The organism is Roseburia zhanii, from assembly GCF_014287635.1.
GTDB classification, from domain to species: Bacteria; Bacillota; Clostridia; order Lachnospirales; family Lachnospiraceae; genus Roseburia_B; species Roseburia_B zhanii.
Map to the genome: position 1 here is coordinate 18531 of NZ_JACOPH010000011.1, position 21331 is coordinate 39861.

Below are 21331 nucleotides of genomic sequence, written 5' to 3' on the forward strand. Positions count from 1 at the left end.
TATACTTATATTGTATGGTGTCGTCTGACAGTTACGATATTACGAAAAGATGGAGGCGGGACATGAGGACAATATATAAGACTGATAATGGAATCCTTTCCCAGATGGAATCCTTTGAACCGGACGTATGGGTGAATCTGATTTCACCGACGATGGACGAACTGACAGAAGTTGCAGAATATTACGATATTGATATTGCAGATGTCCGGGCAGCATTGGATGAAGAAGAAAGTTCCCGTGTGCAGATGGAAGACGGATATACCCTGATATTAGTGGATATTCCGTTTGAGGAAATCAGAAATGAACAAAAGGCATATACCACAATCCCGCTTGGTATACTTTTAGTCCAAAGTGCGATCATTACAGTCTGCAGTGATGATACAGTGATCTTGAATTATTTTTATAATAACAGAATGCGTGGGTTCAGCACCAAGAAAAAGATGCGTTTTGTATACCAGATTTTGCTTCGAACTACAAATCTTTATCAGGCATTACTGCGTGTGATCGATAAAAAGCGAAGTGAAATTGAAAAAAGGGTAGGATCGGAAACAACAGAGGACAGGGATCTTATCAACCTGCATGAGTTAGAGAGTAACCTTGTCTACTTTGCAACGTCCCTAAGTGCAAACAAAGTCGTATTAGAACGGCTGACACGCTATGAACGCATCAAACAGTATCCGGAAGATAAGGAACTGTTAGATGATGTTATTGTCGAGAACAGACAGGCGATTGAAATGACCAATATTTACCGGGATATCATTCATGGTGCAAGGGAACTGGTATCTACGATCATCAATAACCGCCTGAATAATGTGATGAAATTTCTCACTTCCATTACATTAGTTATGGCGATCCCAACGATCATATCAGGATTATACGGTATGAACGTCAGCGGAAAATGGATGCCGCTGTCAGATACCCCGCATGGATTTTTGATCATCTGCGGACTCACAGGAGCTGTGTGCCTGTCAGCATTGTTGATCTTAAAACGACGAAAGATGCTTTGAACGTAAATGGCATAGAAAGTACAGTATATTTTCTATGCCATTTCTTAGTTATCTATATAATAAGAAGAAAGATGAGGATGGAATGATATGAAACTGATCTCATGGAATGTAAATGGAATACGTGCCTGTGTTGGCAAAGGATTTTTAGATTATTTTAAAGAAGCAGATGCAGATGTTTTTTGTATACAGGAAACCAAAATGCAGGCAGGTCAGTTAGAACTGGACTTAGAAGGTTATGAGCAGTACTGGAATTATGCACAAAGAAAAGGATATTCAGGAACAGCAATCTTTACAAAGAAAAAGCCTCTTTCAGTCAGCTATGGTATCGGAATAGAAGAACACGATACAGAGGGGCGTGTGATCACATTGGAATTTGAAGATTTTTATATGATCACAGTCTATACACCAAATTCGCAGAATGAATTGGCAAGATTAGATTACCGTATGGAGTGGGAAGACGCATTTCTTTCTTATCTTAAGAAGTTAGAAGAAAACAAACCGGTGATCATCTGCGGAGATCTGAACGTGGCACATCAGGAGATCGATCTGAAAAATCCAAAGACAAACCGTAAAAATGCAGGATTTACTGATGAAGAACGTGGTAAATTCCAGACACTTTTAGACAATGGTTTTATTGATACTTTCCGTTATTTTTATCCAGACCAGACAGGGATCTATTCATGGTGGTCATATCGTTTTCAGGCAAGGGCAAAGAATGCAGGCTGGCGTATAGATTATTTTCTGGTATCAGACAGCTTAAAAGACAGACTGGCCGATGCGAAGATCCATACAGATGTTATGGGTTCAGATCATTGTCCGGTAGAACTGGTCCTTTTGTAAGCTGACAAAACTTTCCAACAGGTTTCATGGTGATTCTTATATTCTGGTCACAAATATGTAATAAAATCGTAACATATTCAGAAAGGAGAACACACATGAAACAGAGAAACAGGAAACTTTCCTGCTTGTGTATTGCAACAGCATTACTTGCGGGAGCAAATACAACGACGGTAGTTGCCCATGAATCGAAGGATCAGGTGGTCGAGGAAACTTATACATTACATACTGGAGCAGCTACAGCGGTTTTAGAAACAGCAAGAGAAGAAGCCGCACGCTATGCACAGGAGTTAAAAGAACAGGAAACAGATACGGATTTCGAAAGTCAGGAATCTAACGAAGAATCAGAAATTACAGAAACAGAACTTGCAGTTACGCAGGTAGAATCTTATCTTAATATCCGTAATCAACCGGATTTAGAAGGAGAAGTGATCGGAAAACTTTATCCGGATTCCGTAGGTGAGATCATCGGGGAAGAAGGAGAATGGTTGCAGATCTCATCCGGTACAGTCAATGGTTATATCAAGGCAGAATATGTACTGCGTGGAGAAGAAGGCGCAAGAAAAGCCGAAGAAGTCGGAGAACGTCAGGCAAAAGTAGAAGCAGTTACGCTCCGCTTAAGAGAAGCTGCTACTACAGAAGCACGGACAGTCGAACTTTTACCGCAGGAAGAAATACTTCACGTACAGGAAGAAGAAACAGAAGGCTGGATCAAGGTAGCATCAGAAGCAGCAGAGGGTTATGTATCAGCCGATTATGTGGAAGTCTATACAATATATCAGGAAGCAGAATCCAAAGAAGAAGAGGAAGCAAGGCTGAAAAAAGAAGAAGAGGAACGTTTGAGGGCAGAAGCAGAAAGAGCCGCACAGGCAGCAAGAGAAGCCGCACAGGCATCAGCAGTAAGAGGACAGGAATCTTCCAATACAGCAAAAAGCAGACAGGTTGCATCAGGAAATCAAAGCAGCCAGAATACCCAGTCTGCCCAGAGCAGTCAGGCATCTGCCACAACAGCTTCTGGTATGGGACAGAGCATTGCAAATTATGCACTTCAGTTTGTCGGCAATCCCTATGTATATGGAGGAACAAGCTTAACAAATGGCGCAGACTGTTCCGGATTTGTAATGAGTGTTTATAAGCATTTTGGAATCAATCTGCCAAGAACTTCCGGCGAACAGGGAAAGTGCGGAACCAACGCAGGCGGGCTTGCCAATGCCGTACCGGGAGATTTAGTTTCCTATTCCGGTCATATCGGGATCTATATCGGAAACGGTCAGATTGTCCATGCAAGTTCGGCAAAAACAGGTATTAAAGTATCGAATGCGAATTACAGAACGATCTTATCCGTAAGGAGGATCGTATAAAAAGTATTGCAAAATGCCATACTGATTAGAAACAGGCACAAAAACTGTGACAGAGAGTATGGGCAGGTGTGACAGATGGCAGTACTGATAGACAGACAGGAAAAAATATGGATAGAACAAATAAAAAATCTTTGTAAAAAAGATGCCATCCATATCATAGATAAGGAAGAAGCTGTACAGCATATTGAACTGGAAGTGACAGATTTTCCAATAGAAGAAAGGAAAGGGATTTTTTCGAAAATTCCTTTCCTTATTGTATCAAGAGAAAGATCAGAAGAAAAAATCTTAGAAGCATTTGAAAAAGGTGCAGAAGATTATATGATCTATCCGGTCAGTCCGGCAGTTGCAAGAGTAAGGATACTCCGTATTTTAAAACATTTGCAGCAGCACGCCGGAAATTTGCAGGAACTACAGAACATCCTTCAACTGACACCCAATGAATACAAACTGTTTTCTTATATGATGAAAAATTCCAGAAAAGTTTTAACAAGGGCAGAACTGTTAGAGGGTGCTTTTGGGGAAAACTATGAAGGATATGACAGGAACGTGGATAATTATATGAAAGAAATCCGGAAAAAATTAGAACAGATGCCAGAAGGCAGCCAGAGGATAGAAACCGTCTATGGAGTGGGATATCGGTATATGCCGTAAGGATTTTACTGTATAGGATCCGGGTGTCAAAAGATGGCTTTACGTTTTTGACTGGCAGATTGCACAAAGTGACGTGTATGTCTTAACGCCCCTTGGACGGGGCGTTTAAGACTTTTGCTGCCGTCCATGGCAGCAAAGCAAGTTCATAACATATAGTCCCATGGACTATATGTATCCGTTAGGCAGATAATGCATTTTTCTTGACTGCTGCCAATGCTTTTGCAACAGGCGGAAGGCTGATAACGATCAAAGTGGCAACAGCTTCCGGTACAAGATAAGTTGCATTATAAGTTAAAGAATAAACAATGGCAGGTGTTCCTTCAGGTGCATAAGATCCGAAGAAGACCACACCGGAAATTACTGCAAATACATAGCGTCCGAAAACGGCAGCAATATATCCGATCTGAAGTCCATGCTTCTTATTTGCAAAAAATCCTGCAATTCCCAAAGCACCGAAAGCTAAAGGATAATCTAGGATCATCTGTGGAAGTGTATAGAAGATCGGTTCCATAACAAACTGTACCAGACCATAAGCAATAGCAGTCATAAGACCAACATAAGGTCCGTACCAGTAGCCGATCAGTGCGATAAAGAGCATACTGAATAAAGTAACAGAACCGCCCATCGGAAGGTTTGCAAATTTGATCATAGAGCATACAACAGCCAAAGCGATCGCAACTGCGGAATAAACAAGCTGTTTAGTTGTCAGAGTCCGTTTCTTTTCAGAATCCTTGTGGCGAATGATTGCTGCGACTACAACTAGAAGTGCAATAATAATGACTACAACCGCAATACCCGGTGCAGTAAGACGTACGGAACCATCATCCCAGGCTCCGATCGTAGTGGTAAAAAAGTCTTTCATAAAATCCTCCTTTAATTCTGATCGCAGGGAGGAAAACACTTTTTCTGATGTAAATAATTCTCTAAATGCTTCCTTACGCCGGTATTATCCGGTTCAAGTAATAAGGGTTGATGAAAAATCATCTCTCAGCGTTGAATGAACTTATCAAAAGTACGTGTTCTGCGCCCCTAGCGATTTCGTTTGATTGTAATTTCTAACGATAATAATATAGCAGGAGGGGAAGGGAAAGTCAACTGGGAAATGTCTGGTATAAAAACTTAGCGAAGACAGTCAGTTACTGTTCAGACGCAAGCTTGACACTGCGCTGTCAAGCTATGCGCCATAGTGTTAATTATTGTGTGATTACAGCCCCTGCCTCGTAGAGGCATTTTAAATGGGCTGTAATCGTTGCTGCTCACACTGTTAGGTGTAAACAGTAACGACAGTCAGGTTCAGATCAATAATAAAAGAACAAATATTCGGAGTACGAGGGATAATTATAGGACAGCTAATATAGTAAGATATAGTCAGCAGGAAGAAAATAACATTCAATATCACAAGGAGGCTGATTTATATGAAAAAGAATTCATTTGGACAGGGAGTGGCAGTATTTATTGTAGTAATTGGTATTTGCTATATGATTGGAGCGATAGGAAAGGCAAGTGAACCTAAATGTATGAAGGCAGGATGTGATAACAGGCGGGCAAGCGGAAGCAGCTATTGTTATCTGCATAAACCATATACTGGAAATGGTTCATCACATACCACTTCATCGTACAGCAGTCAAACATCAGGCAGTACTTCGAAAGATCATACAAGCAGTTCAGGTAGCGGTAGTTATAGTACAAAATCATATACAACAAATAATTCGTCATACAATAGCAGTTTAAAGAAAGATACCACGACAAAGGCGAGCAGCTATGATTCTTACGATGATGGATACGATGACATCTATATGGATGGAGATTATGACTATGACAGATATGATCGCGATAGTGACTATGCTGATGGCGTAGATGATGCAATGGACGAGTTTGGAGAAGAATGGTAAAATGAAGACGATAGAGATTTTATATGGAGAATTGAGTTTATAGAATTTTCTTACAAGTTCATAAACAAGAAGACGTATTTTTAAATGGGAGGGTTGGCTATGGTAGATTTAGTATTATTTCCATCTAGTTATTTTAGCATCTTAAAGGTGGATGAAGATTTGCAGGCGGAGTATGAGGCGGTAAAAACTACAGGTTTGTTTGACATTTCTTTTTTTGGATATGATAAATGGATTAACGAAGATATACTTATTATCAATAATGCACCAAAAGAAGAAAGAAATGCTGTGTACAGAGGCTGGATGATGAAGCCTGAAAAGTATGAAAAATTATATCAGCTTCTGTTAGAAAAAAATATCAGGCTGGTAACGACTCCAAAAGAATATGAGTTAATGCATATTTTTCCTAATATATATGAAGCATTAAAGGAAGATACTGCAAAAATGGAGATATATCCACTACATACTAAGATTGATATTGAAAGTGTCAAAAATAGAATGGGGAGATTTATGGTAAAAGACTATGTTAAATCAGTAAAGGGTACTGATTTTCCAAAGTTTTTTGATGAAAGTGTGACTCAGGAAGAATTTGATAGCTGGATGAAAGTCTTTTATAAGTATCGTGGATCTCTATTGACTGGAGGGATATGCATAAAGGAATATCTTGATCTAAAGCGGTATGGCGGTAGAACTAATGAATACAGAGTGTTTTATATCAACCATGAGATTGCCACTGTTAGTAGAAACTCTGCACAAGGAATATATACACCGTTGCCTTCTAAGGATTTACTAGATAAATATAAGAATTTAGAAAGCATATATTATACGGTAGATTATGCAGAATTAGAAGATGGCTCATGGAGAATTATAGAAGCTGGTGATGGGGCGGTTTCAGGATTATCAGAATTTCAAAATTATGAACAGTATTTTCGGGCACTTTATCACTGTTTTAGTGATGATATAATATCTGATACCATAGATTCTTATTATAGAATGTAGTCAGGACGATTGGATTCAAGATGGCTATATTTATCTTGTAGATGAGGAAGAACTGAGTGTAGAGCAGATTTCAGAAGGGTATTGCTGGTTTAAAGCAAGACATATGAAATACCATATCATTCCAGATTGAAATAATGCAGGGAAAATCTCCCTGCATATCTTCTCCCCTAAAACAACGGTGCAAGCAGCCGGAGCATACACTGTCCGATACGAAGTACCATTGATCGTCCACCTTTGTAGCGGTCAGTAACTTCCTCACAAACAGAAAACGTATTATCAAAATCAGCAGCCATATCAGAAACAACCTTCGTTTTGTACATCAGGACACCATTTTCAAAGTGCAGATAAAGACTCCGGTAATCTAAATTGATCGTGCCGATAACAGCAAGTTCATCATCACATACACATTGTTTTGCATGGATAAATCCGGGAGTATATTCATAGATCCGCACACCGGCAGCAGCCAAAGGAGCATAATAAGAACGGGTGATCTTATAAACTAATTTTTTATCCGGAATCCCCGGTGTGATAATACGGACATCAATACCACGTTTTGCCGCCATACAAAGTTCGCGGTTCATTTCATCACTGATGATCAGATAAGGCGTTGAAAAATAAATCTTTTTGGTGGCATATTTCAACAGGTTCATGTAGACATTTTCACCAACATATTCACTGTCAAGTGGGGAATCGGCATAAGGCTGTATGAATCCCTGTTCTGTGGATACATAAGGAAAATGTTTAAGATACGGTGTATAAGTATCATCAGATTTACGGATGGCATTCCACATTTCAAGGAACATCACAGTCAGCGAACGGACAGCATCACCTTTCATACAGATACCGGTATCCTTCCAATGTCCATATGGATGTGTGATGTTAAAATATTCATCAGCTAAATTATATCCGCCGGTAAATCCGATTTCTCCATCGATCACAGTAATCTTACGATGATCCCTGTTGTTCATAAAAACATTTATGACAGGAAGCATCGGGTTAAAGACTCTGCACTGAATCCCGTCTTTTTCCATACGTTTCACAAATTCAGGACTGATAAAGCCGACACTTCCCACATCGTCATAAAAAATCCGCACTTCCACACCTTCCGAAGCTTTTTGTGCTAAAATCTCACGAATGCCTTCAAAAGATTCAGAATCTTCTATCGCATGATACTCCATAAAAATAAAATGTTTTGCAGTCCACAGAGCTTCTTTTTGTGCAGCAAGTCCTTTTGCAGCATCATCGTAAAATTCTACATCTGTATTCTGAAAGACAGGATATTTTGCATAATCTGTAATATAACGGGACTGATTTGCAATTCTTCTATTTTCAGATTCTAACTGTGCCATCACCTGTTCATTTTGTGTATTCAGTCCATCAAACGTTGTATCAATATTTTCAAAATGTTTCCGCATCCGTCGGTTAGCACCGGATTGACCAAGCAGAAGATAAAGGCTTAGTCCTAATGCCGGAAATCCCATGATCAAAATTGTCCATGGAATTTTAAATGCCGCATTGATATGCCGCCCATATATCCGTAATACGATAAGCAGGGCAAGGATACTTCCCACTAAAGCAAGTTCAGTGGAATAACGCTGCATCCGGATTCCTAATAAAACAAACCAACCAATTTGTACAAGTACGCTTAAACCTACAAAGATCAATCGTCCGATACTGTTTTTGACGGACTGTTTCTGTTCTACTCTCATTTGATCGTCCTCTTTTTTATTGATTTAAAGATTATAGTACATTTTTTCATAAAAGGGAATGAAAAAAAGAAATTCCATTTAAAATGAAAAGTGTTGTAGCCAAAGAAAAATTTGTGTACAATGATAAAAGGAAAACATACAGGAGCAGTAACAGACATGAAGAAAGAATCAGAACTCTTTGAAATCGTAATAGAAACAGTAACAGCACTGGCAATACTCATCTATATCGGCTTACAGATCTACTATGCCCATACCTATGAAAGCAGTATCACAGTCGTTGTGTACCATTTTCTTCCGGTACTTTTTTTGTACATAGGAATGACCATATTGCAGATATTTCCGGAATACTTAAATGGCATCAAAAGCGAACCGTTAAAAGGCATGGTGCGTGTATATGCCGTTCGTATGGTCAGAATAAATAAAATGTTTCTCATAATAGGTATGTTACTGCCTTCCGTGGCAGATGCATTGGGAATCCGGATGAATCCGGCATACAGCCTGCTTTTGATGGGCTGCGTTTTAGGAACGATCGTGTATTATCTCTATAAGATCTATCAGTATAATAAGAAGCAGGGAGGAAAATAAGGCATGGGAAGAAAACTTTCATTGCTTTTGCTGCCACTTGGAATTTTCAGTTTAGACGGTGCGATCAAGCATCATATAGATCAAACAAGAAAGTTAGGAGAAAAGCAGAAAATTTCAGGTGGAAAGATCATTATAAAAAAATATTATAACAAAGGTGCAGCCTTGAATTGCCTCCAGAAAAGACCAAAACTTTTATTATTCATACATGGAGCATTTCTTACTGTTTTAACAGTCCTATATGGCAGCCTGTTTTCAAAAGAGGGAAAGACGGGACTGTTAGTTTCTTTAGGGATGATCTTAGGCGGCGGTTTCAGTAATTTTTTTGATAGGATCAAAAGAAAACATGTCGTCGATTATATCAGTTTTGCAGTTCCATGGAAGTGGTTTGCGGGGATCGTATTTAATATTTCCGATTTCTTTATTTTTGCCGGCACCCTGCTTACCATTTTGTTTGATATGAATGATTCGGGTGTCAAAAGGTGGTTTTAAGTTTTTTGATTGGCAGATTGCACAAAGTTGTACATAAGCTTGAACCGTCAGCATAAAAAAGAAAAAGGAAGAAAAAATGTCAAATTATAAAATAGTCATATCCTATGATGGAACACGTTATAAAGGCTGGCAGAGCCAGAAATCAACAGATGCAACCATTCAGGGAAAGCTGCAGGATATATTGAAAAAAACAGCAGGTTATCCGGTAGAGGTGATCGGTTCAGGAAGAACAGATGCCGGTGTACATGCGAAAGGGCAGGCAGCTAATTTTCATCTGAAAGAGCAGATAGATGAGAGGAAACTGTTAGAAACCCTCAATCATTATCTGCCGGAAGATATTGCAGTTCTTTCATTAGAAGAAGTCGAAGAACGTTTTCACAGCCGCTTTCAGGCAAAAGAAAAGACATATATGTACCGATTGCATACAAGTAAGATACCGGATGTATTTGAACGGAAATATGTCTATACTTATACCGAACCGCTGCACCTTGAAAATATGAAAAGGGCAGCAGCCTATATGACCGGCACGATGGATTTTACCTCCTTTTGTGCCAATAAGCATATGAAAAAATCCGCGGTCCGAAGCGTCTATGCGATTGATTTTCAGGTAACTGAAAAAGAAATCGATATTATTTACCAGGGAAATGGTTTTTTGCAGAATATGGTCAGGATCATGACAGGCACGCTTCTAGAGGTCGGAATGGGAAAAAAGAAACCGGAAGATATTCCGATGATCTTAGCAGCGAAGAACAGAGAAGCGGCAGGATTTACGGCACCTGCACAAGGATTAGTGCTGTTAGAAGTAAAATATGATTAGAAACTTAGAACAGGAAGTAGTGAAATGTCTATACAAAAGGAAAAATGGTATGTGCAAAGCAAGAAAGCTGATTTCAAAGCAGTCGGTGAAAAATATGGCATCGATCAGGTGACGGCAAGGATCATACGCAACAGAGATATTATAGAAGATGCAGACATTGCGAAGTATCTGCATCCGGATCTTTCAGATCTGTATTCACCGCATCTGATGAAAGATATGGACAGACTGATCGAAATTTTGCATAAGAAGATAACGGAAAAAAAATCCATCCGTATCATTGGTGATTATGATATTGATGGGATCGAATCATCTTATATTCTGTTAAAAGGCTTACAGAGAGTAGGAGCCATCGTAAGTGTTGCGATTCCAGATCGTATGAAAGATGGGTACGGTGTCAATGAAAGTCTGATCACAAAGGCAAAAGAAGATGGCATAGATACGATCATAACCTGTGATAACGGAATTGCAGCTTTAGATGCCATTGCCTATGCAAAAGAAGAAGGACTTACGGTTTTAGTGACCGACCACCATGATATTCCCTATCAGGAAGAAGATGGTGTCCGTAGCTATCTGCGCAGTCAGGCAGATGCGATCGTCAATCCGAAACAGAAGGAATGTGGATATCCGTTTGCAGGTATCTGTGGTGCAGTCGTTGCATGGAAAGTCATTCAGGCGTTATATGAGGCATGTAAGATACCGGCAGAAGAAGCCATGGTATTTTTGGAAAATGCGGCATTTGCTACGGTGGGAGATGTGATGGATCTGATCGATGAAAACAGGATCATCGTAAAATACGGTTTAGAGCAGATGCGTCATACCAGGAATTTAGGATTGCAGGCTCTGATACAGCAGAAAGAGGTACAGGCAGACCGTCTGAGTGCATATCATCTTGGATTTGTATTAGGCCCCTGCATCAATGCCAGCGGCAGGTTAGATACAGCAGTCCGTTCTTTAAAATTATTATTAGCTGATCAGAAAGAGTCAGCGATCATTCTAGCCACAGAGTTAGCGGATTTAAATGAGGAACGTAAGCAGATGACAGCAGATGGACTAGATGCGGCAGTTGAAATGATACAGGCACAGGCACTCGATCAGCAGAAGGTCATGGTAGTCTATTTAAAAGACCTGCACGAAAGTCTTGCAGGCATTGTAGCAGGAAGAATACGGGAGTTATATCATCATCCGGTATTTGTACTGACAAAAGCTGAAGACGGAGTCAAAGGTTCGGGACGTTCGATCGAAACCTATTCGATGTATGAGGAATTGTGCAAGTGTCAGGATCTTTTTACAAAATTCGGTGGACATAAGATGGCGGCAGGACTTTCCATTCCCGAAGAAAAAGTACAGGAATTTACGGAAAGGATCAATGCAAATGCCACCTTGACAGAGGACGATTTTATCCCTAAGATACTGATCGATGTTCCGATGCCGCTTGCCTATGTGAATAGACAGCTTGTAGAAGAATTAAAGGTTTTAGAACCATTTGGCAAGGGAAATGCAAAGCCGGTATTTGCAGATAAAAATATCCGTATCCGTGACAAACGGATCGTAGGTAAAAACAGGAATGTTTTAAAACTGACCATACAGGATATGGCAGGAGGCACGTATCCGGCAGTTTATTTTGGTGATGCAGAAACGATGATGCAGTTCTTAGAAACAAAAGATGTGATCTCCATCGTATATTATCCTGAGATAAACAGCTATATGGGCAGGGAAGAGATACAATTTGTGATCTCGAATTATTGTTAAATGAAAAGAACTATAAAGGCACAGCATTACAACGTTGAACGGAAGATAGGAACAGGAGAAAAAATGTTTGGTGGAAAAAAGATAAAAGAAGCAGAAGACAGGATACAGGAACTCGAATTAGTTGAAACAAGATATGAGAAAATGACGGAAGATGTACAGAAGATCAAAGATTCCACAGATGAAATGTTTGCAGATTTAGAGTCACAGAATATGCAGATCGATCAGGAGATCAATCATCTTTATGATGAAATTTCAGCAGACGGCAAAGAGGAAAAACTGCTGTTGATGGGAACAAATCAGTTAAGCGAGGGAGTATCACAGTTAAAAATACAAAAAGATGCATGGATAAAAGAAGCAGAAAACTGGGAAGAATATGTAAAAACCGGAGAAAAGGTTGCAGCAGCGTTGCAGGATACGGTTACATTTTGTGGAGAAGTACAAAAAGAAGAAGCGGATAAAAAGACTGCACTACAGACAGCAGTTGAAGCAGCAGAGGAAGAAGTATCAAAACTGCGGGAAGCAGCAAAGGGCATGACAACGCTGGCATTAAATGCAGCGATAGAAGCCGGCAGGTTAGGAGAAAGCGGATTTTCTTTTTTACAGGCAGCAGAAAGTGTGAGAAAATTGTCTGAGGAATATGTACAGCATATCCAGATAGTAGAAGAATTTTTAGCAAAAGCGGCAGAGGTATATCCAAAGGAAGATGCAGCAGGTCAGTTAGAACAGTTGTCAGAACGTACCAGAGAAACCGCAGATATGGCAGGTGCATTTTGTGACCGAGGACAGTCAGACATGGCTTCTTTAAAAGAGCAGTTTACAAAGCAGGTAGAATTACAGCAGGAACAGATAGCCGGTATGCAGGATTGTATACAAAAGAAAGAAAAGACAAGAGAGCGTATCGAAGAACAGATAGAAATGATCCGAAAGAACCATGAGAACAGCAGTAAGGCAGCAGGTGAGATCGAAGAACGGCTGTCTTTGTTCTATGGAAAAGTATTATAAAAAAGCATGGGAGGATATGCGATGCAGAAAGAGGAATTTCAATTTTTATCTGCGGATAAGAGGACACAGATCCATGCGGTAAAATGGATACCGGATGATGGAGAATATACTGCGATTTTGCAGATCACACATGGCATGCAGGAGCATATCGACCGTTATGAGGAATTTGCCGGTTATCTGAATAGACAGGGAGTTTTAGTTGTAGGCAATGATCATCTCGGACATGGAGATTCTGTTTATGATGCATCGGAATATGGATATTTTACAAAAGAAAATCCAAGTGATGCATTAGTTGCAGACATGCATACATTAAGGGAGATCATACAAAAGCACGAGCCTGAGAAACCCTATTTTATGCTCGGACACAGCATGGGTTCTTATATGCTGCGGAAATATATCACGATCCATCCTGAAGATCTGCGGGGAGTCATATTGGTTGGAACCGGAAGCATGCCGGACCGGACGATGAAATTAGGCATGAATATCTGCCGTTTTTTAGGAAAGGTAAAAGGCTGGCATCATAAGAGCCGTCTGGTGAAAAAACTTTCTTATATGGGGCCGTACAAGCAGTATGATCTGACAGGGGCAGATAAGGAAAATAGCTGGCTGAGCAAGGAAACAGCAGTTGTAGAAGCATTTTATAATGATCCGAGAGCCGGATTTGATTTTACCGTCAATGGCTATTATGGATTGATGGAGGCTGTGTATTATGATAATCAGCCGGAACATATCGCAAAGATTCCACGAAGGCTGCCGATTTTTTTAGTTTCGGGAGATCAGGACCCGGTAGGAGATATGGGAGTTGGTGTGAAAAAAGTATATCGGCAGTACGAACAGGCAGGATTGTACGATATCACATGGAAATTATACGAGAATGACAGACATGAGATTTTAAATGAAACCGACAGGTACAATGTGTATGAGGATATTTATGCGTGGATGTGTGTCAGGGAAACGACATAGTTTATAAAATAAATCTTAAGTTTTTTTGATTCCTTTGACAAAGTGCGAAAATTGTGCAAGAATGAAGTGCGTTCAGCGAGAGGAGGTTTTTCATATGAAAAAAAGATGGATGCGAATCATCAGTATGGTACTTACAGTAACCATGGTATTTGGTTCTACTGTTTCTGTATCAGCAGCAGAGCCGATAGATGCAGTAACCACACAAAATGCAGCAACAACACAGGATGCAGCAACAACACCGGGAGATGATGAAGTACAGACATCAGCCGATGCACAGGGTACAAATGCAGCAGCCGATAGTACAACAACAGATGCTTCTAAGAGTGAGGCAGCAGACAGCAGTACAGCTACAGATGCAGCGGCCGGTGCAGCATCAGGGACAACCGCAGCCGATAATGCGGCAACAGGAACAGCAGGATCGGACAGCACACCGGCGGCAACAACCGGAACTGACAATAGTGCAGCTTCAACCACAACCGATAACAGCGGTGCATCTACAGAGCAGAAAGCATCAGAAACAAAAGACATCGCAGGAACTGTTACAGTAGATACAGAAGTTGCAGGAACCGTTACCGTAGAAGAAGATAAAAACGATGATAATGTCAAGATCAAAAAACATGACAAGCCATATCTGGCATTAGGTGCTGATCTGACAGCAGAACAGCAGGCAACAGTACTTTCCATTATGGGAATCGATCCTGCAAAACTTTCTGATTATGATGTTGTCTATGTCAATAATGAAGAAGAACATAAATATTTAGACGCATATATTGACAAGAGCAAGATCGGAACAAAATCCTTATCATCTGTTGTAGTCATTGAACGGGACGATGGCAATGGAATCAATATTTCTACAAATAATATTTCATATTGTACGGTAGGTATGTATAAAAACGCCCTTGCAACCGCAGGTATTGTCAATGCAGATATCATCGTAGCAGGACCTTTCCCATTATCAGGAACGGCAGCCTTAGTCGGTGCATTTAAAGCATATCAGGAAATGACCGGAGATGAGATCGACGAGCAGAATATCGATGCTGCACTAAATGAGTTAGTTGTTACCGGTAAGCTTGAGGCAAACGGAGCAAGTTCAGATGATGTGGAAAGCATGATCGCCTATGTAAAACAGGCAGTTGTAGAACATGACTTAAGTGATGAGGCAGAGATCCGTCAGGTGATCGCAGAAGGCTGTGACAAATTCGATATTACACTGACAGAAGATGAAGTACAGGAAGTTGTCAAACTGATGCAGAAGATCAGTGATCTTGATCTGGATTTAGATGGTCTTTTAAATGCTGCACAGTCGATCTATGATAAGATATCTACCGCAGATGGTGGTTTCTGGGCAAAGATCAGAGAACTGTTACAGACTATGATCGATAAGATCAGAGAATTATTCTAAGTTTGCGTAAGAACATACGGAATATTTACAGAGTGTTAAAAAGAGGATTGCCATACCATGTGATATGGAAATCCTCTTTTTTATAAGATCAGATCCTTCGTTTCATAAATGCGGCTAACTTTTCAAAGTGGAATGGATCACCTTGGATATCGTGGATCTTCTGGCGGTTTTCTTCACTGAAACCGACGAGGATATCATGGTTTGCTTCCGACAGATAGTCCATGATACCATCAATATCAGATTTGATATTTTTCGGACAGTGGATATAGACATGTTTGTTTGCCGTAATATTTAACGTATAAGAAATACTAAAATGATACCAGAACAGCTTGTGAAGTGTGGAATGTTTATAGATCCAGATGATCTCTTTGATCGGTACGATCGCAATTCCATACTTAGAAGTTTCTATAAAAAAGTGTTCAGTGATAAACATATCTTCGGTAGCAAGCTGTGGTAAAGTAGCAAGTTCTTCTTCTGCTAAAGCTAACAGCTGTTTTGGCTTGCCAAAATGTCCAAGCATCTGGCATGGCGGTGAAAAATCCGGTCTGCAGATATATAAGATGCATAAGATCACAGCAGCCATGGAATAGATACCGCTGGCAGTTAAAAAGATAAATAACAGCAGTCCAAAACCATATTTAAAATCCGGTTCACTTAGGTAATAGGGATTTACTTTGGAATGAATACCGGTGTCACTCCATGACAGATCAGCAGATAAGTTGGTCAGCAGTGCATTATAGTTGGCATCTGCGGCTAATATTTTACCATGGATACGGACTTGTGGGATTTCCGGAAGCCCCTGTTCACAAGTAGTCGGTGACAGCAGGACGATGCAGCATTCCTTTTCATCAGGATTATCCATATAGTAGAAATAGCCGACAGTGCGGTTGAATCGCGTCTTGGTATATCCGGTAAAATGCAGGTCATGCAGTGATGCAGAGATAAATACATCTTTTTCACTATGCAGTTCTCCCATGTCAGAGATACGGAACAGTTCTGTTGGAAATACAACAGAAGTGACCGGAAGTACGATAAAAACGGCTATGATAAAAATCAGATAAAGCAGCGGACCGAACAGCCGTCTGCGGTAGAGGCTTTTGATATTTCTCGATATATAATGATCATAATTTTCCTGCATGTCAAACTCCTTAAAAAATCTTTTGATGCTAAATGTTAGTATAAGGGAGTGCCGCAGATTATGCAAGCTGAACTGTTACTTATTTTTTTATTGAGAGATAGACAAAAAGTGCGTATAATAGTATGAGGTGTTTAAGAATTATAGAAGCAGTTTACGGATTAGATAAGGAGGCAGCAGTGGAGGCATACAGCGGATTTGCAGAAGTATATGACCTGTTCATGGATAATGTACCCTATGAAAAATGGAGCAGATATCTGATCGAAGTTTTAAAGCAGTATCAGATCACAGACGGACTCATCTTAGATCTCGGATGCGGAACAGGAAAGATGACACGCCTGTTAGCACAGGCTGGTTATGATATGATCGGTGTAGATATTTCTGAAGAAATGTTAGGGATCGCAAGAATGCAGGAGGCAGAAGATTCCGGTATCTTATATCTGAATCAGGATATGCGGGAATTTGAACTGTATGGAACAGTACGGGCAGTCGTCAGTGTGTGCGATTCCATGAATTATATAACATCAGAAGAAGAACTGCTCACCGTATTTTCATTAGTCAATAATTATTTAGATCCCGGAGGTATTTTTATCTTCGATCTGAACACGTTATATAAATATCGCAACGTCCTTGGTGAAACAACAATCTGTGAAAACCGCACAGAAGGCAGTTTTATCTGGGATAATTACTATGATGAAGAAGAACAGATGAATGAATATGACCTGACACTTTTTATCAGGGAAGAAGATGGAAGATACCGTAAATACGAAGAAACGCATTACCAGAGAGGCTATGAATTAGAAACCATCAAAAAACTCATAGAGCAGTCCGGTTTAGAATTTCTCGCATGTTACGGTGAAGATTCTAACGAACCACCGGCAGAAGATTGTGAGCGGGTATATTTTATAGCAAGAGAATGTACAAAAAAGGAGAACTAATATGTCAGATTATATTGTAAGAGCAACAGCGGCAGACGGACAGATACGTGCATTTGCCATTACATCAAGAGAATTAGTAGAAGCAGCGAGAAAGCATCACAATACCAGTCCGGTTATGACAGCAGCATTAGGAAGGCTGTTATCAGGAGCGGTGATGATGGGAGTCATGATGAAAGGTGAAAAAGACCTTTTGACGATCCAGATACAGGGAAATGGACCGGCAAAAGCACTGACCGTTACCGCAGATGCAAATGGTCATGTAAAAGGCTATCCGGAAGTGGCAGATGTGATCTTACCGCCAAATGCAAAAGGTAAGTTAGATGTCGGTGGAGCATTAGGCATTGGTGTTATGAGCGTGATCAAAGATATGGGGTTAAAAGAGCCGTATGTCGGACAGATCGCTTTACAGACAGGAGAAATCGCAGATGACCTTACTTATTATTTTGCAACATCAGAACAGATCCCGTCCTCGGTTGGCTTGGGTGTTTTGATGAATAAGGATAATACAGTCAGACAGGCAGGCGGCTTTATCGTGCAGTTAATGCCGTTTACAGATGAAGAAGTGATCGAGAAATTAGAGAAGCGTATTGCAGAGATATCTTCCATTACAGACCTTTTAGAAAAAGGTGATACACCGGAAGAACTGTTAAAAGAAGTATTAGGTGATATTGAATTTGAAGTGACGGACACCATTCCAGCCGAATTTCATTGTGACTGCTCCAAAGAGCGGATCGCAAAATCCTTAGCAACGCTTTCAAAAAAAGATTTAGATGAAATGATCGCAGATGGAGAAGGCATTGAAGTCAAATGTCATTTCTGCAATACCAGCTATCAGTTTGACACACAAGAATTAAAGGAGATCAGAAATTGAAAGACGGATATATCAAAGCAGCGGCTGTAACACCGGATATTAAGGTAGCAGATACAAAATACAATACAAAAAATATCTGTAAAAAAATTGAAGAATGTAGTAAAAACGGGGCAAAGATCATTGTATTTCCTGAACTTTGCATTACCGGCTACTCCTGTGGGGATCTGTTTTTGCAGGAACTGCTGTTAAGAGATGCCTTAAAAGGGTTAAAGAAAATTGCAAAATGCACAGAAAAGACTGATGCGGTCGTGTTTGTAGGACTTCCGTTTGAGTATAAAGGAAAATTATATAATGTGGCAGCAGCCGTCAGTGCAGGTGAGATCTTAGGATTGGTACCAAAGACTTATCTTCCGAATTATAATGAATTTTATGAGGCACGCCATTTTACAAAAGGCATGGAAGAAACCGTTTATGTAGATATCGAAGATGAGCAGGTGCCAATGGGCAGTAAGATGTTATTCGTCTGTGATAAGATGAGAGAACTTGTGATCGGAGCAGAGATCTGCGAAGATCTGTGGGCAGCAGGTCCGCCGAGCATTGCACATGCACTTGCAGGGGCAACGGTGATGGTCAATCTTTCAGCCAGTGATGAAACAACCGGAAAAGCAGCATACAGGAGAGAATTAGTGACAGGACAGTCTGCAAGGCTGCTCTGTGGTTATATCTATGCGAGTGCAGGCAATGGAGAATCCACACAGGACGTTGTCTATTCTGCACATAATCTGATCGCAGAAAACGGAACATTATTAGCAGAGTCGAAACGTTTTGAAAATGAAACAGTCTATACAGAAATCGATGTGCAAAAATTAACCGAAGAACGCAGAAGAAATACTTCATTTTGGGCGGGCGGCAAAGAAAACGAATATGAAGAAGTGGAATTTTCTTTAAAAATAGAAGAAACGACACTGACACGCTTTATCGATCCGGCACCGTTTGTTCCGGACAGAAAAGAAGAAAGAGAAAAACGCTGTGAGGAGATTTTGACGATACAGGCAATGGGACTGTACCAGCGGTTAAAACACACGAACAGCAAATGTGCGGTTGTAGGCATTTCCGGCGGTTTAGATTCTACCTTAGCACTGCTTGTAACGGTACGTGCATTTGACCGTTTAGGGTTAGACAGAAGCGGGATCAAAGCAGTTACCATGCCAGGCTTTGGTACAACAGACAGAACATATCTGAATGCTGTGAATATGATCAAATGTTTAGGAGCAGATTTTCGGGAAATTTCGATCAAAGATGCCGTCAATGTGCATTTTAAGGATATCGGACAGGACGCATCGGTGCATGATGTTACTTATGAAAACTGTCAGGCGAGAGAGCGTACCCAGATCTTAATGGATATTGCAAATAAAGAAAATGGAATGGTCATAGGAACCGGAGATATGTCAGAATTGGCATTAGGCTGGGCAACTTATAACGGAGATCATATGTCCATGTATGGAGTGAATGCATCCGTACCAAAGACTTTAGTCCGTCATCTGGTACATTATTATGCAGATACCTGTGGCAATGAGGAATTAAAAAAAGTCCTCTATGATGTATTAGATACACCGGTCAGCCCGGAACTACTGCCACCGGAAGATGGAAAGATTTCCCAGAAGACAGAGGACATTGTAGGACCGTATGAACTGCATGATTTCTTTTTATATTATATGCTGCGTTTTGGATATCCACCGAAAAAAGTGTACCGTCTTGCCTTACAGGCGTTTGAAGGACGTTATGAAAAGGATGTGATCTATAAGTGGCTTAGGAATTATTACTGGAGATTCTTCTCACAGCAGTTTAAACGTTCCTGTCTGCCGGATGGACCAAAAGTCGGAACGATCGCAGTATCACCGAGAGGCGATCTTAGAATGCCGTCGGATGCCTGTGGACGCATCTGGTTAGATGAGGTAGAAGCGTTAGAGGAGAAGTAATGTCTGTGGAATAGTTTTGCAGCAAAAAGCTCCCACAATTTGATACAAACGTTACAGTTCACACAGCAGACAGGCATTTACTGTCTGGCTGCGTAAGAAAGTGATTCAGGTGGTGATTTTTGCTTTGCAAAGCGAACTTTCATGCAAAAATCACAAGTTACTGGTCACGGAGTGAACAGTAACATACAAACCAGAAAAAGCAGCGATCTGTTTCATAAATCGCTGCTTTTTCTGGTTTGATAGACTCTAAATAATATCATATACTGATACGTTCTTCCAGAGAAGTTTCGGAATTGCCGACATGTACCGGACTCTTTGCATATACAACGGTATACATGAAAACAGAGAGGACGATTCCGGTAATCACATCAAATACCGAATGTTGTTTTAAAAACATGGTCGATAAGATAATGCTGACCATTAGGATCGCAGAACCATATCGCACCGGTTTATTCTGTTTAAAATTCTCACTATGCCAGATGGCAATGTTGACACCAATTGAATTATAGACATGGATGCTCGGAAACAGGTTTGTAGCAGTATCTGTTTTATATAAAGCACGTACCATGTTGACGAATATATTGTCATGGGCAAAAGTGGCTGGTCTTAAGTAATGTCCATTTGGATATACCGTGGAAATAATTAAGAAGATGGTCATTCCGGTAAACAGGAAAGCACATAATCTGTAATATTCCCCTTTATTCTTAAACAGAAAATATAAAACAGCAACCGCAACATAGGCAAACCATAAGAAATAAGGAACGATAAAATATTCGATAAATGGTATCTTATCGTCGATCGCCATATGTATCACATGAAAACGTTTTGTAACTGTCTGCTCTAAATAAGAAAACCATGGAAAATAAATAAGCAGATACAGTAAAAGCAGGCTGTGTTTATATTTCTTAAAACAAGCAACTACAGTGTCTTTTACGGTAGTCTTTTTTGATTTTGAAAAATTCACACTCACAATATCACCCTTTATTCGTAATTACTAATAATTATTAT

General features: G+C 40.2%; 20 protein-coding genes and 1 riboswitch. Of the genes, 16 read left to right on the forward strand and 4 right to left on the reverse strand.

What is annotated here, in order from left to right; translation table 11 throughout:
* The first annotated feature begins 62 nt into the window (after window positions 1-62).
* The 4 genes from H8S17_RS11655 (at window position 63) to H8S17_RS11670 (ending at window position 3856) form a co-directional block, all read left to right on the forward strand.
* Window positions 63-1007, forward strand: coding sequence for a magnesium transporter CorA family protein (locus tag H8S17_RS11655; RefSeq protein WP_178052051.1), 945 nt, complete (start codon window positions 63-65; stop codon window positions 1005-1007).
* An 87-nt stretch (window positions 1008-1094) separates the two neighbouring features.
* On the forward strand, window positions 1095-1847 hold the full coding sequence (locus H8S17_RS11660; RefSeq protein ID WP_186867445.1) for an exodeoxyribonuclease III: 753 nt from the start codon (window positions 1095-1097) through the stop codon (window positions 1845-1847).
* 95 nt (window positions 1848-1942) lie between these two features.
* Window positions 1943-3205, forward strand: coding sequence for a C40 family peptidase (locus H8S17_RS11665; protein ID WP_186867446.1), 1263 nt, complete (start codon window positions 1943-1945; stop codon window positions 3203-3205).
* Between the two features lie 75 nt (window positions 3206-3280).
* A complete protein-coding gene (locus H8S17_RS11670) occupies window positions 3281-3856 on the forward strand; it encodes a response regulator transcription factor (protein ID WP_186867447.1) in 576 nt (191 codons plus the stop codon).
* 178 nt (window positions 3857-4034) lie between these two features.
* Here the strand turns inward: H8S17_RS11670 and thiT are convergent, their stop codons facing one another.
* Window positions 4035-4718 carry an energy-coupled thiamine transporter ThiT gene (thiT, locus tag H8S17_RS11675; protein WP_178052055.1) on the reverse strand — a complete coding sequence of 228 codons (684 nt, stop codon included), beginning with the start codon at window positions 4716-4718 and terminating at the stop codon, window positions 4035-4037.
* Window positions 4719-4771: 53 nt separating this feature from the next.
* A riboswitch (TPP riboswitch) is annotated at window positions 4772-4897 on the reverse strand.
* A gap of 374 nt (window positions 4898-5271) precedes the next feature.
* On the opposite strand from thiT, the gene H8S17_RS11680 reads away from it, so the two are divergent.
* Both H8S17_RS11680 and H8S17_RS11685 read left to right on the forward strand, forming a co-directional pair.
* Window positions 5272-5748 carry a hypothetical protein gene (locus H8S17_RS11680; RefSeq protein ID WP_243238073.1) on the forward strand — a complete coding sequence of 159 codons (477 nt, stop codon included), beginning with the start codon at window positions 5272-5274 and terminating at the stop codon, window positions 5746-5748.
* A gap of 99 nt (window positions 5749-5847) precedes the next feature.
* Window positions 5848-6744 (forward strand): ATP-grasp domain-containing protein, encoded by an 897-nt coding sequence (locus tag H8S17_RS11685; protein WP_186867448.1) that lies wholly within the window; start codon window positions 5848-5850, stop codon window positions 6742-6744.
* A gap of 167 nt (window positions 6745-6911) precedes the next feature.
* Here the strand turns inward: H8S17_RS11685 and cls are convergent, their stop codons facing one another.
* Window positions 6912-8453 (reverse strand): cardiolipin synthase, encoded by a 1542-nt coding sequence (cls, locus tag H8S17_RS11690; protein WP_186867449.1) that lies wholly within the window; start codon window positions 8451-8453, stop codon window positions 6912-6914.
* Between the two features lie 156 nt (window positions 8454-8609).
* On the opposite strand from cls, the gene H8S17_RS11695 reads away from it, so the two are divergent.
* From H8S17_RS11695 to H8S17_RS11725, 7 genes are all read left to right on the forward strand, one after another.
* Window positions 8610-9038, forward strand: coding sequence for a hypothetical protein (locus H8S17_RS11695; protein WP_186867450.1), 429 nt, complete (start codon window positions 8610-8612; stop codon window positions 9036-9038).
* Between the two features lie 3 nt (window positions 9039-9041).
* Window positions 9042-9527 (forward strand): signal peptidase II, encoded by a 486-nt coding sequence (locus tag H8S17_RS11700; protein WP_186867451.1) that lies wholly within the window; start codon window positions 9042-9044, stop codon window positions 9525-9527.
* A 76-nt stretch (window positions 9528-9603) separates the two neighbouring features.
* A complete protein-coding gene (truA, locus tag H8S17_RS11705) occupies window positions 9604-10344 on the forward strand; it encodes a tRNA pseudouridine(38-40) synthase TruA (RefSeq protein ID WP_186867452.1) in 741 nt (246 codons plus the stop codon).
* A gap of 24 nt (window positions 10345-10368) precedes the next feature.
* A complete protein-coding gene (gene recJ / locus H8S17_RS11710) occupies window positions 10369-12093 on the forward strand; it encodes a single-stranded-DNA-specific exonuclease RecJ (protein ID WP_186867453.1) in 1725 nt (574 codons plus the stop codon).
* A gap of 63 nt (window positions 12094-12156) precedes the next feature.
* Entirely contained in the window at window positions 12157-13095 is a 939-nt protein-coding gene (locus tag H8S17_RS11715) for a methyl-accepting chemotaxis domain-containing protein (RefSeq protein WP_186867454.1), read from the forward strand.
* Window positions 13096-13116: 21 nt separating this feature from the next.
* Complete coding sequence (locus H8S17_RS11720) at window positions 13117-14058, forward strand: alpha/beta fold hydrolase (protein ID WP_186867455.1); 942 nt, start codon at window positions 13117-13119, stop codon at window positions 14056-14058.
* A gap of 94 nt (window positions 14059-14152) precedes the next feature.
* Window positions 14153-15460 (forward strand): DUF1002 domain-containing protein, encoded by a 1308-nt coding sequence (locus tag H8S17_RS11725; protein ID WP_243238074.1) that lies wholly within the window; start codon window positions 14153-14155, stop codon window positions 15458-15460.
* An 88-nt stretch (window positions 15461-15548) separates the two neighbouring features.
* Here H8S17_RS11725 and H8S17_RS11730 read toward each other — a convergent pair whose 3' ends face one another.
* Window positions 15549-16598, reverse strand: a complete 1050-nt coding sequence (locus tag H8S17_RS11730) for a DUF6709 family protein (RefSeq protein ID WP_186867456.1) — start codon at window positions 16596-16598, stop codon at window positions 15549-15551.
* A 176-nt stretch (window positions 16599-16774) separates the two neighbouring features.
* On the opposite strand from H8S17_RS11730, the gene H8S17_RS11735 reads away from it, so the two are divergent.
* The 3 genes from H8S17_RS11735 to H8S17_RS11745 are packed head-to-tail and all read left to right on the forward strand — an operon-like array spanning window position 16775 to window position 20323.
* The gene (locus tag H8S17_RS11735; RefSeq protein ID WP_186867496.1) at window positions 16775-17533 is read left to right on the forward strand and encodes a class I SAM-dependent DNA methyltransferase; all 759 of its coding nucleotides are present in this window, start codon (window positions 16775-16777) and stop codon (window positions 17531-17533) included.
* A 1-nt stretch (window position 17534) separates the two neighbouring features.
* Complete coding sequence (gene hslO, locus H8S17_RS11740) at window positions 17535-18404, forward strand: Hsp33 family molecular chaperone HslO (RefSeq protein ID WP_178051931.1); 870 nt, start codon at window positions 17535-17537, stop codon at window positions 18402-18404.
* Entirely contained in the window at window positions 18401-20323 is a 1923-nt protein-coding gene (locus H8S17_RS11745) for an NAD(+) synthase (protein WP_186867457.1), read from the forward strand. The genes hslO and H8S17_RS11745 overlap by 4 nt, the downstream gene beginning before the upstream one ends.
* Before the next feature lie 256 nt (window positions 20324-20579).
* Here H8S17_RS11745 and H8S17_RS11750 read toward each other — a convergent pair whose 3' ends face one another.
* Window positions 20580-21287 (reverse strand): phosphatase PAP2 family protein, encoded by a 708-nt coding sequence (locus tag H8S17_RS11750; protein ID WP_186867458.1) that lies wholly within the window; start codon window positions 21285-21287, stop codon window positions 20580-20582.
* Window positions 21288-21331: the final 44 nt, after the last annotated feature.